General features: G+C 55.6%; 14 protein-coding genes. 7 read left to right on the top strand and 7 right to left on the bottom strand.

The annotated features are described in order from the left end of the window. Positions 1–17: 17 nt before the first annotated feature. The 4 genes from yihX to rbsK all read right to left on the bottom strand — a co-directional run bounded on the left by yihX (position 18) and on the right by rbsK (position 4051). Positions 18–605, bottom strand: coding sequence for a glucose-1-phosphatase (yihX, locus tag ACL2XQ_RS26465; RefSeq protein WP_410012813.1), 588 nt, complete (start codon positions 603–605; stop codon positions 18–20). Between the two features lie 141 nt (positions 606–746). Then, positions 747–1766, bottom strand: a complete 1020-nt coding sequence (locus tag ACL2XQ_RS26460; RefSeq protein ID WP_413739871.1) for an aldose 1-epimerase family protein — start codon at positions 1764–1766, stop codon at positions 747–749. A 16-nt stretch (positions 1767–1782) separates the two neighbouring features. Next, entirely contained in the window at positions 1783–3120 is a 1338-nt protein-coding gene (gene fucP, locus ACL2XQ_RS26455; RefSeq protein WP_413727437.1) for an L-fucose:H+ symporter permease, read from the bottom strand. A 4-nt stretch (positions 3121–3124) separates the two neighbouring features. After that, the gene (gene rbsK, locus ACL2XQ_RS26450) at positions 3125–4051 is read right to left on the bottom strand and encodes a ribokinase (RefSeq protein ID WP_410012816.1); all 927 of its coding nucleotides are present in this window, start codon (positions 4049–4051) and stop codon (positions 3125–3127) included. A 193-nt stretch (positions 4052–4244) separates the two neighbouring features. Here rbsK and deoC point away from each other — a divergent pair, with 193 nt between their 5' ends. Then, positions 4245–4922, top strand: a complete 678-nt coding sequence (deoC, locus tag ACL2XQ_RS26445; RefSeq protein WP_410012817.1) for a deoxyribose-phosphate aldolase — start codon at positions 4245–4247, stop codon at positions 4920–4922. 47 nt (positions 4923–4969) lie between these two features. Then, on the top strand, positions 4970–5743 hold the full coding sequence (gene deoR / locus ACL2XQ_RS26440) for a DNA-binding transcriptional repressor DeoR (RefSeq protein ID WP_410012818.1): 774 nt from the start codon (positions 4970–4972) through the stop codon (positions 5741–5743). A 78-nt stretch (positions 5744–5821) separates the two neighbouring features. On the opposite strand, the gene typA is transcribed toward deoR, so the two are convergent. Then, positions 5822–7645: a translational GTPase TypA gene (gene typA / locus ACL2XQ_RS26435; RefSeq protein WP_410012819.1), complete on the bottom strand. Its 1824-nt coding sequence runs from the start codon at positions 7643–7645 to the stop codon at positions 5822–5824. A 396-nt stretch (positions 7646–8041) separates the two neighbouring features. On the opposite strand from typA, the gene glnA reads away from it, so the two are divergent. The 4 genes from glnA to ACL2XQ_RS26415 all read left to right on the top strand — a co-directional run bounded on the left by glnA (position 8042) and on the right by ACL2XQ_RS26415 (position 12312). Further along, positions 8042–9451 (top strand): glutamate--ammonia ligase, encoded by a 1410-nt coding sequence (glnA, locus tag ACL2XQ_RS26430; RefSeq protein WP_410012820.1) that lies wholly within the window; start codon positions 8042–8044, stop codon positions 9449–9451. A 137-nt stretch (positions 9452–9588) separates the two neighbouring features. Beyond that, a complete protein-coding gene (gene glnL / locus ACL2XQ_RS26425) occupies positions 9589–10638 on the top strand; it encodes a nitrogen regulation protein NR(II) (RefSeq protein WP_410012821.1) in 1050 nt (349 codons plus the stop codon). Positions 10639–10645: 7 nt separating this feature from the next. Next, positions 10646–12058: a nitrogen regulation protein NR(I) gene (gene glnG / locus ACL2XQ_RS26420; protein ID WP_410012822.1), complete on the top strand. Its 1413-nt coding sequence runs from the start codon at positions 10646–10648 to the stop codon at positions 12056–12058. Between the two features lie 131 nt (positions 12059–12189). Next, positions 12190–12312, top strand: a complete 123-nt coding sequence (locus ACL2XQ_RS26415) for a YshB family small membrane protein (protein ID WP_410012823.1) — start codon at positions 12190–12192, stop codon at positions 12310–12312. Here ACL2XQ_RS26415 and hemN read toward each other — a convergent pair whose 3' ends face one another. Both hemN and yihI read right to left on the bottom strand, forming a co-directional pair. Beyond that, on the bottom strand, positions 12313–13686 hold the full coding sequence (gene hemN / locus ACL2XQ_RS26410; RefSeq protein WP_413739870.1) for an oxygen-independent coproporphyrinogen III oxidase: 1374 nt from the start codon (positions 13684–13686) through the stop codon (positions 12313–12315). It abuts the gene before it with no gap. Between the two features lie 186 nt (positions 13687–13872). Then, a complete protein-coding gene (yihI, locus tag ACL2XQ_RS26405; protein WP_413739869.1) occupies positions 13873–14406 on the bottom strand; it encodes a Der GTPase-activating protein YihI in 534 nt (177 codons plus the stop codon). Positions 14407–15111: 705 nt separating this feature from the next. Here yihI and yihA point away from each other — a divergent pair. Next, positions 15112–15729 carry a ribosome biogenesis GTP-binding protein YihA/YsxC gene (gene yihA, locus ACL2XQ_RS26400; RefSeq protein ID WP_410016668.1) on the top strand — a complete coding sequence of 206 codons (618 nt, stop codon included), beginning with the start codon at positions 15112–15114 and terminating at the stop codon, positions 15727–15729. Positions 15730–15774: the final 45 nt, after the last annotated feature.

Here is a 15774-nt window from a genome sequence, read left to right as displayed (position 1 = left end):
CCCGATGAATACGCCACTTACGCAAAATAAGCGGGTATTACGCCCGGATCCGTTACATGAACCGACTGTAAGCCAATGCTTTGCGCGCCCTTGATATTCTCGGCGTTATCATCGAAGAAAACCGCGTCCTGGGCGCTTACCCCTTCCTGCTCGAGCACGGCGCGATAAATCGCCGGGTCGGGTTTGCGCATGCCCAGGTCCTGCGATAAATAGAGCTTATCCACGCACTGCTGGATCTCGGGATACTGGCTCGGCCAATAGTCGCAGTGCAAACGGTTGGTATTGGACAATATCACTACCCGGTGGCCCTGTTCGCGCAGGCGATGGATGATGTCGATGACCTCGGGACGCACGCCGACGAACACCGCCTGCCAGCCGGCGGTAAACTGCTCAAAACTCAGGGCGATGCCCAATTCATTGCAGATCAGGGCGGCAAACGCCTCATCGGTAATATCGCCCCTTTCGTGCTGCTCGAAAGCATCGCCCATGACGAACTGTTTCTTCAGACGGGCCAGGGGCACACCGCTGAGATTACTCCATACACCCAAAACGCGGTTAAAATCGATATCTATCACGACATTACCTAAATCAAAGATATAAAGCATGGCTCCCTCCCGATCTTTCATCATGTTCCCACTGTAGCGGGAAAAGGGCCAACTGAACAGCCATGAACACGCATTCGGATGCTTTCGCCGGCCGGCCGTTGACCTCAGCCATGCCGATTCGATTGTGCCGCGTCCTGAAGGCTAACCGGCCAGTCCGGTCTCCACGCTGAATTCCCGCGTCGCGCCCGGCTCCAGCGCAATCAGTGTGCCGGCCCGGCTGGCGGCGATATGGCCTTCGGGACGGCAGGTGGCCGGCAGGATAAACGCCGCCACTTTTTGATCGCCGTTATGGAGTATCCAGCGCGTGGCATGGTTAAACTGCGCCGTATCGAAACGCGTGACAAAGCGCGGCCCCGTCCCCGGCGCCTGCATAACACATTCCACCCGATCGGTATAGGTTGCCAGGTTGTCGGCAAAAAAGACAATTTCCGGATCGTAGAACTGCGGTTGGTCCAGCGCCTTAAGCGCCGACGGATCGCGGGCCAGCCCGGCGGTATATTCCAGCCACTGCGGCGTGGGGTGCACATGGCCTGGAATCGAGGTACGCAGCGCAAACGCCGCGGCAGGAATATTCTGGCTAAAGGTCGCCTGGGGAACATAGGCGTAGTTCATATGGCACATATACTGGAGCGGCATCGGCACGCTGGCCAGATTGGTGACCCGCATGGCGATGGTCATCAGTGTCGCGCCGGCGCCCAGCCTGACCGAGGGCGACGCCAGGTAATGATCACCAAAGCCTTTAACATATTCATAGCCGCCGCCCAGGGTTACGCTGTCGCCATCCACCAGCAGGAAAGCGCTATCCATACGTGCGCAGGGCATTTCGCCATGCAGGGGATGGGTATCTTCCGGCGCCGGGCAGCCGTTGCTCAGCAGGCCGGAGTGGAACGCAAAGCAGCCATAGGTATCCACCACCGACTCGCCCCATTTGGGCTCGCTAAAGGGGTTCTCCATGCGCAGGCTATGGCCGTCGAACTGCGCGTCCCATACCATCTGCCCGTAAAAGGGCAGCAGGGTGATAAACCCCCGGCTATTGCGCAGGGTCACGGCTTCGATACCCGAAGGATAGGTAAATAACGTGACGCTAAGTTCACCATTCTCCACCAGACGAAACGGCTGTCCGGTGAATTGCTGGCGCGTAAGATGAATAACAGCGGCCATAATATCGACTCCTTGCTTAAAGTTGGTTATCCATCATCGATTCCGCGGTCGCGATTCGCGGTTGTTTATTGCGCAGTTCGCCCCAGAAATAGTAACCGACATAGGCAAAGCACAATAATGACACGCCGAACGCCTGTTTCATCGACCCGAGATGATCGGAGACATACCCCTGGATTGCCGGCACCACGGCGGCGCCGACGATGGCCATAACGATCACCGCGCCGGCCACTTCGGTATATTTATTATCCACCGTATCGAGCGTGCCGGCATAAATGGTGGCCCAGCAGGGTCCGAACAGTACGCTGACAAATACCGCGGCATAGACGGCGGTGAAGTTCGGCACCAGCACCACATAGGCCAGCGTCGCCACGCCCAGGATAGAATAGGCGATAAGGACTTTTTGCGGGTTAAAGCGCGTCATCAGGAAATTGGCGACAAATTTACCGATAAAAAAACAGATAAAGCTGTAAATCATAAAGTTGGACGCGTCACGCTCATTTACCGCCCCCAGGTTCAGCGCCAGACGGATGGTAAACGACCATACGGCCACCTGCATGCCCACATAGAGAAACTGCGCCGCGATGCCCTTGCGAAAACGCGCATTGCCGGCAAGATAACGCAGCGTTTCGCCCATGCCGGGCGCGGCGCGGCGGTTTTGCTTATCGGGCTGCGGTTTGCAGTGGGGATACCGGGTGAGCATAAACAGCACCATCACCACCACCAGCACCATAATCAGGTATTTATAGGGTTCCAGGGTCAGTTCCAGCATATTGAGACGGAACTGATGCACCTGCTCCGGCGTCATGGCGGCCATTTGGCTGCTTAAACTGCCGCCTTCCTGAAACACCAGGTATTTCCCCAGCACAATACCCATCAGCGCGCCGATGGGATAAAACGTCTGGCTGATGTTCAGCCGCAGGGTCGCGTAATCGCGATGACCGATCATCGAGCTGTAGGTATTGGCCGCGGTCTCAAGAAAGCTTAAGCCGATGGCGATGGCAAAAATGGCCGCCAGGAACATGGTATAGGTGGCCATATGGGAGGCGGGATAGAACAGTACGCAGCCGATGATATACAGCGACAGGCCGATCATAATGGCCATTTTGTAGCTGCTTTTGCGGATAACCATCGACGCCGGGATGGCAATCAGGAAATAACCGCCGTAAAAGGCGCTTTGCACCAGGGCGCTGGCAAAATCGCTCAATGCGAACACCGTTTTGAACTGGGTGATCAGGATATCGTTAAGGCTGGCGGCGCAGCCCCATAGCGGAAACAGGCAGGACAGCAGGATAAATTGAAACAACGGTGTTTTGTTTAAATAGCCGTCAGGCATTTGTACCGTATTGTGGCGCATGATGTTATTCCTGATGAAGGGTGGCAAGGAAATCATGGAACTGGGAAGCCTCGGCATAGGAACGCTGGGTGCCTTTACCCCGGACGCTGTAGGCGGCATAGGCGGACGCGTAGCGCATGGCCTGTTTGATATCGCCGCGCGCGACAAAATAATGCGCAAAACAGCCGATAAACGCATCGCCGGCGCCGCTGGTATCCACGGCGTCGACCGGTACCGGATCGACCCGGTACACCTCGTTGCCGCTTAGCCACATCGAGCCGCGATGCCCCATGGTAATAATCAGGTTCTTCAATCCTTTGGCCAGCAGCGAACGGCCGGCCAGCAGGATATGCTCCTCGCTGTCCACCGGCATGCCGGTCAGAATTTCCAGCTCTGTCTCGTTAGGCATAAAAAAGTCGCACCGGCAGGCATACGCGATATCCAGTTCCCGGGTGGCGGGCGCCGGATTAAGGATTACGGGAACCTGATGCCGGGCGGCAAAATCAATGGCGTGATAGACGGTGGCGAGCGGAATTTCCAGCTGCAGGATAATCAGCCGGCAGCCCTTGAGCTGTTCCGCCGCCCGATCGATGTCCTGCGCGCCGAGGTGATCGTTGGCGCCTTTGATAATCAGGATGCGATTATGTGAATCTGGATCGACAAAAATCGGCGCTACGCCGCTGGATACGCCCGCCACCGTTTCCACATAGCGGGTATCGACCCCATGGCGCACCAGGTTGTTAACGGTATTGTCCGCAAAGAGATCCTCGCCGACTTTACTGATCATCATCACCTCCGCCCCTAGCTTGGCGGCGGCTACCGCCTGATTGGCGCCCTTGCCGCCGCAGCCGATTTCAAAACCGGGGGCTTCCAGCGTTTCCCCGGTTTTAGGCATCTCTTTGATATAGGTGATTAAATCCACCATGTTGGAACCGATAACTGCGATATCCATAATTATTAGCCCTCATATTTTTAACCTTATTCAATGTTATTTTATTAACACTAACAAGACAAAAATGTTAGTAACATGACAATGATCACATCGTTTAATGAAAATTAAATTGCCACATGCCTATTGTAAGAGGCTTCTGTAATGTTATTATTCTCACATTATTATCGTGATAATACACATAAAGGACATTAACATGACTTCCCCTGAAATCGATTTTGCCCCTTACATCGACCATACCCTGCTGGCGCAGGATGCCACCGAAGCGCAGATCACCACGTTATGCGGCGAGGCTAAACAGTGCGGATTTTATGCGGTTTGCGTCAATTCCGGGTATGTGCCGCTTGCGGCGCGCTTGCTGCGCGACAGCCCGGTAAAGGTCTGCTCGGTGATCGGCTTTCCGTTGGGCGCCGGCCTGACCGCCGCCAAGGCGTTCGAGGCGCAGGCGGCGATTGCGGCGGGTGCGCAGGAAATAGATATGGTGATTAACGTCGGTTGGCTCAAAAGCGGCAATATTGACGCGGTAACCGCCGATATCCGCGCGGTCCGCGAGGTTTGCGCGGCTATTCCGTTGAAGGTAATATTGGAAACCTGTTTGTTGAGTTCACCACAAATTGTCGCGGTTTGCCGGATATGCCGCGAACTGAAGGTGGCGTTTGTGAAAACATCCACCGGCTTCAGCACCGGCGGCGCAAAAGAAGAACATGTCAGGCTGATGCGCGAAACCGTCGGCGAGGGTATGGGCGTAAAGGCCTCCGGCGCCGTACGCGATCGCCAGACCGCCACCGCCATGATCCTGGCCGGCGCCACCCGAATCGGCACCAGTTCAGGTGTCGCGATCGTATCGGGCAAGGCGTCCGCCAGCGACTATTAATTTCTGAGAACCCGGCGGAAATCGGGTCTGATAACGCAGGATGTCATATGGAAACGCGGCGCGAAGAAAGGATTAATAAACTGATACTCGCCCTGAAGCGGGAAGATAAGCTTCATTTGAAAGATGCCGCCGTCCTGCTGGGCGTCTCGGAGATGACCATCCGCCGCGATCTCAGCGCCGAACCCGCGCAGGTCGTACTGCTGGGCGGTTACGTGGTTAACGATCCGCGCAATAATAACGTTACCCACTATTTTGTTTCGGATCAAAAAGCCAAGCACGTTGAGGAAAAAACCCTTACCGGCCGCCTGGCGGCGGCGCTGATCGAGCCGGACGACACGGTTTTTTTCGACTGCGGCACCACCACCCCGTTTATCATCGATGCGATTGACGATGACCTGGCGTTTACCGCCGTCTGCTATTCCCTGAATACTTTCCTGGCGTTACAGGATCATCCTAATTGCAAAGTTATTTTATGCGGCGGCGAGTTCCACCCCGCCAACTGCATCTTTACGCCGCTGACCCAATATTCCATCCTGGATAATATCCGCCCCGATAAAGCGTTTATCTCCGCGGCGGGTATTGATATCGGTTTCGGCGCCACCTGCTTTAACTTTGACGAACTCACCATGAAGCATCGCGCGTTGTCCATGTCGCAGCAGGCGATCCTGGTGGCCGATCACAGTAAATTCGACAACATCAAACCCGCCTTTATCGGTGCTTTATCCTTGTTTCATACCCTGATAACCGACCAATCGCCGCCGCCGAAATTTCATGAGTATTGCCAACAGCATGACATCAGGCTGCTTTATCGCCGGGAATAGCTGAACGGCGGGCAAAAAAATGCCGGGCTGCTTACGCAGACCGGCATTGTTACGTTATCGCCGCCTGGGCCGACGGGTTTAAGCTTCTTTACCCGAACGGTTAGCGCGTTTACGGTCATTTTCGGTCAAATGACGTTTACGTAAACGCACGGACAGCGGTGTCACTTCCACCAGTTCATCATCATCGATAAACTCCAGGGCCTGTTCCAGCGACATCTTGATCGGTGTCACCAGCGTCGTGGCCTCATCGGTGCCGGAAGCACGCATGTTGGTCAGTTTTTTACCTGTCAGGCAGTTTACCGTCAGGTCGTTGGAACGGGTGTGAATGCCGATAATCTGGCCTTCGTACACTTCCGCGCCGTGGCCCAGGAACAAACGGCCGCGATCCTGCAGGCTGTACAAGGCGTAGGCTACCGCTTTGCCCTGGCCGTTGGAAATCATCACGCCGTTCTGGCGTTGGCCGATTTCACCCGGACGGACATCGTCATAATGGCTGAACGACGAATACAGCAGGCCGGTGCCGGACGTCATGGTTAAAAAGTCGGTGCGAAAACCAATCAAGCCGCGGCTGGGGATGATGTAATCAAGACGGATGCGTCCTTTGCCATCCGGCAGCATATCGCGCATTTCACCTTTACGGATGCCCATGGCTTCCATAACCGGGCCCTGGTTCTGTTCTTCGATATCCAGGGTAACTTGTTCGAACGGCTCTTGTTTCTTGCCGTCGACGGTACGATAGATAACTTTCGGGCGCGATACGGCGATTTCAAAACCTTCACGCCGCATGTTTTCGATCAGCACCGACAAATGCAGCTCGCCGCGGCCCGAGACCAGGAAGGTATCCGGATCGACGGTTTCTTCCACGCGCAGGGCCACGTTGTGCACCAGCTCTTTGTTCAGGCGCTCAAGGATCTGGCGGGAGGTGACGTATTTGCCTTCCTTGCCGCAGAACGGCGAGGTGTTGACGCCGAACGACATGGAAACGGTAGGTTCGTCCACCGTCAGCGGCGGCAACGCTTCGACCAGGGCCTGATCGCAAATGGTATCGGAGATATTCAGCTCGCCAAGGCCGGTAACGGCGATGATATCACCCGCTTCCGCCAGCTTGGACTCGATGCGCAGCAGGCCCATATGGCCCAGCACCTGGCCCACTTTGCCGTTGCGACGCTTACCTTCATGGTCGATGATGGTAACAGACTGGTTCGGTTTAACCGAGCCGCGTTTGATGCGGCCGATACCGATGACGCCAACATAGCTGTTGTAGTCAAGCTGCGAAATCTGCATCTGGAACGCGCCGTCGCTGTCGACGTTCGGCGCTTCGACGTTCTTGACGATGGATTCAAACAGCGGGGTCATGTCGCTGGCCATGTTCTCGTGCTCATAGCCCGCAACACCGTTTAACGCGGAGGCATATATGATCGGAAAATCCAGTTGCTCATCGGTTGCGCCGAGGTTGACAAATAAATCAAACACCTGGTCCACTACCCAATCAGGGCGGGCGCCGGGACGGTCGACTTTATTGATGACCACAATGGGTTTGAGACCGTAAGCAAAGGCTTTCTGGGTCACGAACCGGGTTTGCGGCATGGGTCCGTCCATGGCGTCGACCAGCAGCAATACCGAGTCAACCATGGACATCACGCGCTCAACCTCGCCGCCGAAATCGGCATGTCCGGGGGTATCAACGATGTTGATACGGTAGTCGTGCCAGTTAATAGCGGTATTTTTAGCGAGGATGGTAATCCCGCGCTCTTTCTCCAAATCGTTGGAGTCCATGACGCGCTCGGTGGCGTCGTTGCGGTCACCCAATGTTCCGGATTGTTGCAACAGCTTATCGACCAGGGTAGTTTTACCATGGTCGACGTGCGCGATGATGGCGATGTTACGCAAATTTTCGATCACAACTTTGCCTCAGGCATTAGAAATAGCGCGTTATTGTACACGTAATAAGCGAGGGACTAAACAAGATCGCGACGATCTCTGCATTTGCGTCATTTTTGACGCTTCGTCATCCCTTTCTCAGTGCATTATTTCACCTCGCCCCATTTATTGCACCAAAATAGTGCCCACTTACTGCCCAAATGCACTAATATAGCGCTATCCCACCAATCTGGTGCAGGCGGACTTTGGTTAATAAGGCCGGAAACGCGGCCCTTCTCATCATTTTGGCAATGTTGGCACACTTTTAGCTACTGTTTATACCAGTCCAGTTTAGCCTAGCCCAGCTAAGTTAAATAAAATTCGATCCATACGATTTCGTTCCACGACGACAATGGCACATCCGGGAGAATACAAGTTATGTCCGCTGAACACGTTTTGACGATGCTTAACGAGCACGAAGTAAAATTCGTCGACCTGCGTTTCACTGATACGAAAGGTAAAGAACAGCACGTCACTATACCAGCCCATCAGGTAGATGCCGACTTCTTTGAAGATGGAAAAATGTTTGACGGCTCCTCCATTGGCGGCTGGAAAGGCATTAACGAGTCCGACATGGTGCTGATGCCCGATGCCAGCACGGCGATGCTCGACCCCTTCTATGAAGAAACCACCCTGATTATCCGTTGCGACATCCTTGAGCCTGCCACCATGCAAGGCTACGATCGCGACCCGCGTTCCATCGCCAAACGCGCCGAAGAGTTTCTGAAAACCTCCGGCATTGCCGATACCGTGCTGTTTGGGCCGGAACCTGAATTTTTCCTGTTTGACGATATCCGCTTTGGTTCGTCCATTTCCGGTTCCCATGTCGCTATTGACGACGTTGAAGCCGCATGGAATACCGATAAAGTTTACGAAGGCGGCAATAAAGGCCATCGTCCCGGCATCAAAGGCGGTTATTTCCCGGTTCCCCCGGTGGATTCATCACAGGATCTGCGTTCCGCCATGTGTTTGACCCTGGAAGAAATGGGCCTGGTGGTTGAAGCTCATCACCATGAAGTCGCCACCGCCGGCCAGAACGAAATCGCCACCCGCTTCAACAGCCTGACGAAAAAAGCCGACGAGATCCAAATTTATAAATATGTCGTGCATAACGTTGCCCATGCCTTCGGCAAAACGGCGACCTTTATGCCGAAACCGATGTTCGGCGATAACGGCTCGGGCATGCACTGCCATATGTCGTTGACCAAAGACGGCAATAACCTGTTCTCCGGCGACAAGTACGGCGGCCTGTCCGAAACCGCCTTGTTCTACATTGGCGGCGTCATCAAACATGCCAAGGCCATCAACGCCCTGACCAACCCGACCACCAACTCCTACAAGCGTCTGGTCCCGGGATATGAAGCGCCGGTTATGCTGGCCTACTCCGCCCGCAACCGCTCAGCCTCCATCCGTATCCCGGTGGTCGCCAGCCCGAAAGCCCGTCGTATCGAAGTGCGCTTCCCGGACCCGGCCGCCAACCCATACCTGGCGTTTGCCGCCCTGCTGATGGCCGGTCTGGACGGGGTTATCAACAAAATCCATCCTGGCGATGCCATGGACAAAAACCTCTACGATCTGCCGCCGGAAGAAGCGAAAGAAATCCCACAGGTGGCCGGTTCTCTGGAAGAAGCCCTTAAGGCGCTGGACGCGGATCGCGAGTTCCTGACCCGTGGCGGTGTTTTCACCGACGACTCCATCGACGCCTATATCACCTTACGCACGGAAGAAGTAGACCGTATTCGCATGACGCCGCATCCGGTGGAATTCGAGCTGTATTACAGCGTATAACTTGACGTTTTTTTGTTGCCGTGGAAACTTTCAGCCCATCTTCGGATGGGCTTTTTTCTCCAGCAAAGCTTGCGCGCAGCCATGCGCATGACGACATAACGGACTAAATGCACTGGTAGAGTGCGGGAGACTGCTTTATGGCTACAGGCTCATTGCCCGATGCTGGGCAGATCCTTAATTCCCTGATCAACAGCATATTGCTGCTGGATAATGACCTTGCCGTTCATTACGCCAATCCGGCGGCGCAACAACTTTTAGCGCAAAGCTCGCGCAAGCTTTTTGGCACGCCGTTGCCTGAGCTGCTGGGCTATTTTTCGCTCAACGTCGAACTGATGCGCGAAAGCCTTAACGCCGGCCAGGGGTTTACCGATAACGAGGTCACGTTGGTGGTTGACGGGCGGGCGCATATCCTTTCCCTTACCGTGCAACGCCTGCCCGAGGATTTTTTCCTGATGGAGCTGGCGCCGATGGATAATCAGCGCCGCCTCAGCCAGGAACAGATTCAGCATGCCCAGCAGGTGGCGGCACGGGATCTGGTGCGCGGCCTGGCCCATGAAATCAAAAACCCGCTGGGCGGTCTGCGCGGCGCGGCGCAACTGCTGGCCAAAGCATTGCCCGATCCCTCGCTGCTGGAATACACCAAGGTGATCATTGAACAGGCCGACCGCCTGCGCAACCTGGTCGACCGATTGCTCGGGCCGCAGCAGCCCGGCATGCACGTTACGCAAAGCATTCACCAGGTGGCCGAGCGGGTTTTCCAACTGGTCTCGCTGGAAAAGCCGGATAACGTCACTCTCCTGCGGGATTACGATCCCAGCCTGCCTGAACTGGCTCACGATCCCGATCAAATGGAACAGGTATTGCTGAATATTACCCGTAATTCGCTGCAGGCGCTGGGTGAAGACGGTGGCACGATCACGATACGCACCCGTACCGCGTTCCAGTTAACGTTGCACGGCGTTCGTTATCGTTTGGTAGCGCGAATTGATATAGAAGACGACGGCCCGGGCGTACCGGCGCAATTACAGGATACGCTGTTCTACCCCATGGTCAGCGGCCGTGAGGGCGGGACCGGTTTAGGGTTATCCATTGCCCGCAGTCTTATCGATCAAAATTCGGGTAAAATTGAATTCAACAGTTGGCCGGGGCATACCGAATTTTCGGTGTTCCTGCCTATTCGCCAGTGAGGTCACTATGCAACGAGGGATAGTCTGGATCGTCGACGACGATAGCTCCATCCGCTGGGTGCTTGAACGCGCCCTCACTGGAGCCGGACTGACTTGCGCCACTTTTGAAGGCGGCAATGAAGTGCTGGAAGCGCTCTCCACCCAAACTCCGGACGTATTGTTATCAGATATCCGCATGCCAGGCATGGACGGCCTGGCATTACTCAAACAGATTAAACAGCGCCATCCGATGCTGCCGGTCATCATCATGACCGCACACTCCGATTTGGACGCCGCGGTCAGCGCTTACCAGCAGGGCGCGTTTGACTACCTGCCCAAGCCATTCGATATCGATGAGGCGGTGGCGCTGGTTGAGCGCGCGGTCAGCCACTATCTGGAACAGCAGCAGCCGGCGCGCGCGCAGCCGCCTAATGGCCCGACTACCGATATCATTGGTGAAGCGCCGGCCATGCAGGACGTCTTCCGCATTATCGGACGCCTGTCCCGCTCCTCCATCAGCGTCTTGATTAACGGTGAATCCGGTACCGGTAAGGAACTGGTTGCCCATGCCCTGCACCGCCATAGCCCGCGCGCCAAGGCGTCGTTTATCGCGCTGAATATGGCGGCGATTCCGAAGGATTTGATTGAATCGGAACTGTTCGGCCATGAGAAAGGCGCCTTTACCGGCGCCAATCAGGTACGCCAGGGACGTTTTGAGCAAGCGGACGGCGGTACCCTATTCCTGGACGAAATCGGCGATATGCCGCTGGATGTCCAGACCCGTCTGCTGCGCGTATTGGCGGACGGCCAGTTTTACCGGGTCGGCGGTTATGCGCCGGTCAAAGTCGACGTCAGGATTATCGCCGCCACCCATCAGAATCTGGAGGTACGGGTGCAAGAGGGCAAATTCCGCGAGGATTTGTTCCATCGCCTGAACGTTATCCGGGTGCATTTACCGCCGCTGCGGGAACGGCGGGAGGATATTCCCCGCCTGGCGCGCTATTTCCTGCAGGTGGCGGCCAAGGAGCTGGGCGTTGAACCGAAAAACCTGCATCCGGAAACCGAAACCGCGCTGACCCGCCTGCCATGGCAAGGCAATGTCCGTCAGTTGGAAAATACCTGCCGCTGGCTAACCGTCATGGCCGCCGGCCAGGAAGTGTTGATCCAGGATCTGCCGCCGGAGTTATTTGAAAGCACGGCGCCGGACGCCACGGTTCAATCATTGCCGGACAGTTGGGCCACCCTGCTGGCGCAATGGGCGGACCGCGCCCTGCGTTCCGGTCACCAGAACCTGCTTTCCGAAGCCCAGCCGGAGATGGAAAGAACCCTGCTGACCACCGCCCTGCGCCACACCCAAGGTCATAAACAGGAAGCGGCCAGGCTGCTCGGCTGGGGCCGCAATACCCTGACGCGTAAGCTAAAAGAGCTGGGCATGGAATAAAAGTCCAGGTTTTATAACCTGGCGGAATAGCGGCGTAGAAAAAAGCAAAATAACGTGCAAAACGGCGTTATTTTGCCCTTTACATCCCGATTGCAGACAGTATGATCTTGTCGCTGACCGGGAGGAAGACCATGTTAGATTCATTAATCAATTTGCTGTCCCAGGGCGCGGATATGACCGCCGCGGTGGGCCATGCACCGCAAACCGCGCTGGCCGCCATCCTTTGCGCCGCGCTGCTTAACTTTTTCAGCTGATCAAATCACCCGCGAGAACTGGTGCTGGCGCGATTTAGTGCGCAGGTAAACGTCAAAGCACATGCAAATGTTGCGGATCAGCAGGCGACCTTTGGCCGTGACCGTAATCGCCCGGTCGGCCACAGCCACCAGCCCGTCGCGCTCCAGGGGCCGCAGCAGGGCGATGTCATCGGCGAAATACTCGTTAAAAACGATGCCATAGCGGCTTTCCAGCACATTAAAATCGATATAAAACTGACAAATCAACGCCTTGATCACATCACGCCGCAGGCAGTCGTCTTCCGACAGCGCCACGCCGCGCCATAAGCCGTTGCCCTGGCGCGCAACGCTTGCCACGTAGCTTTTCATCTCTTTCTGGTTCTGCGCATAACTATCCCCGATCATACTTATCGCCGAGATACCCAGCCCCAACAAATCACAGTCGCCCTGGGTGGTATAGCCCTGGAAATTGCGATGCAGCTTGCCGGCGCGCTGCGCCAGGGCTAATTCGTCGTCGGGGCGCGCAAAGTGATCCATGCCGATAAACTGGTAGCCCGCGTCGCATAGCGCAGCAATGGAATACTGTAAAATGTCCATTTTCTGCGCGGCATCGGGTAAATCAGCGGTGTTGATTTTTCGCTGGGCGGCAAACAGCGCCGGCATATGCGCATAATTGAATACGCTCAGGCGCTGGGGGTTAAGCGTTATCACCCGTTCCAGGGTATGCCGGAAGCTTGCCAGCGTTTGGCGCGGCAACCCGTAAATCAGGTCGATATTGGTGGAAAGGAAACCCAGCGCCTTGGCGCGGCCGATCAGGTCGAAAATCAGCTGCTCGTCCTGCTCGCGGTTAACCAGCCGCTGGACCTCAGGGTTAAAATCCTGCACGCCCATGCTGATGCGGTTAAACCCTTCGCCATGCAGATGATCCATCATGTCCAGCGCGATATCGCGCGGGTCGATTTCAATGGACATTTCCGCGCCGGGGGCAAAGCGGAATTGCGCGCGCGCCACCGCCACCAGGCGCGATATTTGCGCCGGCGACAAAAAGGTAGGCGTGCCGCCGCCCCAGTGCATCTGGGTAACCAGCCGGTCCTGGAACAACGGCGCCCGGCGCCGGATTTCCTGCTCGAGCACATCCAGGTAACGATCGACTTTTTCCGGCTGGCGGGTCACGATTTTATTACAGCCGCAGAAGTAACAGATCTTATGGCAAAAAGGCAGATGCAGATACAGCGACAGCGGCCGGGCGGGATAGCGCGCCACCGCCTGGAGGAAAGCCGGCTCGCCATACCCTTCGCTAAACTCCAGGGCAGTGGGGTAGGACGTGTAGCGCGGCCCGGATTGGTTATATTTTTGAATGAGGGCCGAATCCCATTCTATCGCTGGCACTGACATGGCTGCTTACTCCTTACCAAATTTACGCCGTCCCCGCCGTTTTACGGGCGCGGCCGGTTTTCGCCTGGCGACCCGGGCCAAACGTAACCGTTCTTTACGTCGCGAGAGCCGCCATAGTTTACTCAATAACCACACTAAATAACATGTCAACGGCGTCGCGATCAGCAGCAGCAGCGGGTTCAAAGATTAAAAGGAATCTTTCTGGCCGCGCTTGAGCAATTGCAGCATATCTTCATTTTTGGCGTCGTCGTCTTCATCATCTTCGATCTCAATGCCCAGTTGGGTCATCAGCTCATCGATGCGATCCAGCGTCTTATCCACATAGGCCTGTTCGGGCGCCGACAGTTCTTTGCCTTGCTCCAAACGTTGCAATAATTCATCCAGGCGTTCGTCGTTTTCCAGATTCTCCAGCTCCACTTCCGGCAGAATAGCGGTGGTGACGGGAATAACGATGTCCGGCGCCACCGGTTTTTTTACCGTGGGGCCGTCGGCGAGAAGCGGCACGGGTTTTTTGCTGCCGATGCGGCGATCGGGGGCGTGCGCCTGAGTATTATGGCTCCCGCTTTTATTACCTTCCTGCGCCCGCGAGCCGGAAGCCAGGCCGCGCCGTTTTTTCTGACGCTGGCGGGCGCGCCCTTCGGTATTCAACTCTTCGCGGCTTTTGCGCTTGTTCTTGGCGACGACGGGTTTACCGCGCCCGCCTTTTGCTGATGGATTCATGTTGTCTGCTCTGTCGTAAGTGTCATTAAGTATGGAATTGCGGCGAAATCTATCAGAAACCCTGCCAATAAAAAAGGTGGCAGTTAATCTGCCACCATAAAGTAAAGGTGCTTCGCGAGAAAAACAGTCCCCACGGCAATGAACCTGACGGTCCACATCCTGTGTATCGGGTCGTCGCTGCGATGATGTTTTATTCTACGCTATACGAAGCGGATTGGTTAGGGTGTATTCCCTTACGCGCTCATCCTGAGCAGAATTCATCCCTGGGAAAGGTAGGAAAAGGGCTTTGTGCCGGGCTAAAGCGGAGCACTGGGCCAAGTATGGCGCTTTGCGCGCTGCAAAGTGCCACTTTCAGGCGCTCCATGCCTTGTCTGCTAATGTAGCCTAATGAGCTTTACCCGCAATACGCTCCGCGCGCGCCAACGGGCTCTTGTTAACGCGATGATTATTTAACGTTATGATTTATAATTAATTAATTCTAATTTAAACGAGAATGCTTAGTGAGTAGCGAGCCGATCTCTTACAAAGACAAAATGCCGATTACTCACGTGAACCGGCCTGGTTGTTCACATCGGGCCATAACAATGGCGGCGGCGCGGTTGCGGATAAAGATAAAAACCGCTTTTTAGCGTTTACCCCGTATAATTGGCGGCAATAAGTCATCCCGAGGGAGAGGAAAATTTGATCACCTCATACAACTACCATATGACGCATTTTGTCATGAGCGCTCCCGATATCCGCCATTTGCCCGCGGATACCGGCATCGAAGTCGCGTTTGCCGGGCGCTCCAACGCCGGCAAGTCCAGCGCCCTGAATACCCTGACCAATCAAAAAAGCCTGGCCAGGACCAGTAAAACGCCCGGACGCACACAGCTCATCAATCTGTTCGAGGTCGAGCCGGAAATACGCCTGGTGGATCTGCCGGGCTATGGCTACGCCGAAGTGCCTGAAGAAATGAAACGTAAGTGGCAGCGCGCCCTGGGCGAATACCTGCAAAAGCGCCATAGTTTAAAAGGGTTGGTGGTACTGATGGATATCCGCCATCCGATGAAAGACCTGGATCAGCAAATGGTGCAGTGGGCCGTTGGGGTGGATATCCCGGTCCTGGTGCTGCTGACCAAATCCGATAAACTGGCTTCCGGCGCGTGCAAAGCCCAGTTGAACCTGGTGCGGGAAGCCGCGGCGGCTTTTGAGGGAGATATACAGGTGGAAGCGTTTTCGTCGCTGAAAAAAACCGGCGTCGACAAGCTGCGCCTTAAGCTGGACACTTGGTTCAGTGAAACCCCGCCGGCGACGGATGAAGAACCGCCGTATACGGAATAACCCGCGGCGCCGGGATGGCGCACAATAAAAAACGCCCCAGCCAAT

The sequence above is a fragment of the Sodalis sp. RH14 genome (assembly GCF_047324285.1).
GTDB lineage: Bacteria > Pseudomonadota > Gammaproteobacteria > Enterobacterales > Enterobacteriaceae > Acerihabitans.
This window is presented reverse-complemented; position numbering and strand designations above follow the sequence as displayed.

Excerpts from the sequence above, each read along its gene's own strand:
- ACL2XQ_RS26415 (WP_410012823.1), top strand. The coding sequence starts at position 12,190 with ATGTTAGATTCATTAATCAATTTGCTGTCCCAGGGCGCGGATATGACC.
- glnL (WP_410012821.1), top strand. The coding sequence starts at position 9,589 with ATGGCTACAGGCTCATTGCCCGATGCTGGGCAGATCCTTAATTCCCTG.
- yihI (WP_413739869.1), bottom strand. The coding sequence starts at position 14,406 with ATGAATCCATCAGCAAAAGGCGGGCGCGGTAAACCCGTCGTCGCCAAG.
- deoC (WP_410012817.1), top strand. The coding sequence starts at position 4,245 with ATGACTTCCCCTGAAATCGATTTTGCCCCTTACATCGACCATACCCTG.
- fucP (WP_413727437.1), bottom strand. The coding sequence starts at position 3,120 with ATGCGCCACAATACGGTACAAATGCCTGACGGCTATTTAAACAAAACA.
- glnG (WP_410012822.1), top strand. The coding sequence starts at position 10,646 with ATGCAACGAGGGATAGTCTGGATCGTCGACGACGATAGCTCCATCCGC.
- hemN (WP_413739870.1), bottom strand. The coding sequence starts at position 13,686 with ATGTCAGTGCCAGCGATAGAATGGGATTCGGCCCTCATTCAAAAATAT.
- glnA (WP_410012820.1), top strand. The coding sequence starts at position 8,042 with ATGTCCGCTGAACACGTTTTGACGATGCTTAACGAGCACGAAGTAAAA.
- ACL2XQ_RS26460 (WP_413739871.1), bottom strand. The coding sequence starts at position 1,766 with ATGGCCGCTGTTATTCATCTTACGCGCCAGCAATTCACCGGACAGCCG.
- yihA (WP_410016668.1), top strand. The coding sequence starts at position 15,112 with ATGACGCATTTTGTCATGAGCGCTCCCGATATCCGCCATTTGCCCGCG.
- yihX (WP_410012813.1), bottom strand. The coding sequence starts at position 605 with ATGCTTTATATCTTTGATTTAGGTAATGTCGTGATAGATATCGATTTT.
- deoR (WP_410012818.1), top strand. The coding sequence starts at position 4,970 with ATGGAAACGCGGCGCGAAGAAAGGATTAATAAACTGATACTCGCCCTG.
- rbsK (WP_410012816.1), bottom strand. The coding sequence starts at position 4,051 with ATGGATATCGCAGTTATCGGTTCCAACATGGTGGATTTAATCACCTAT.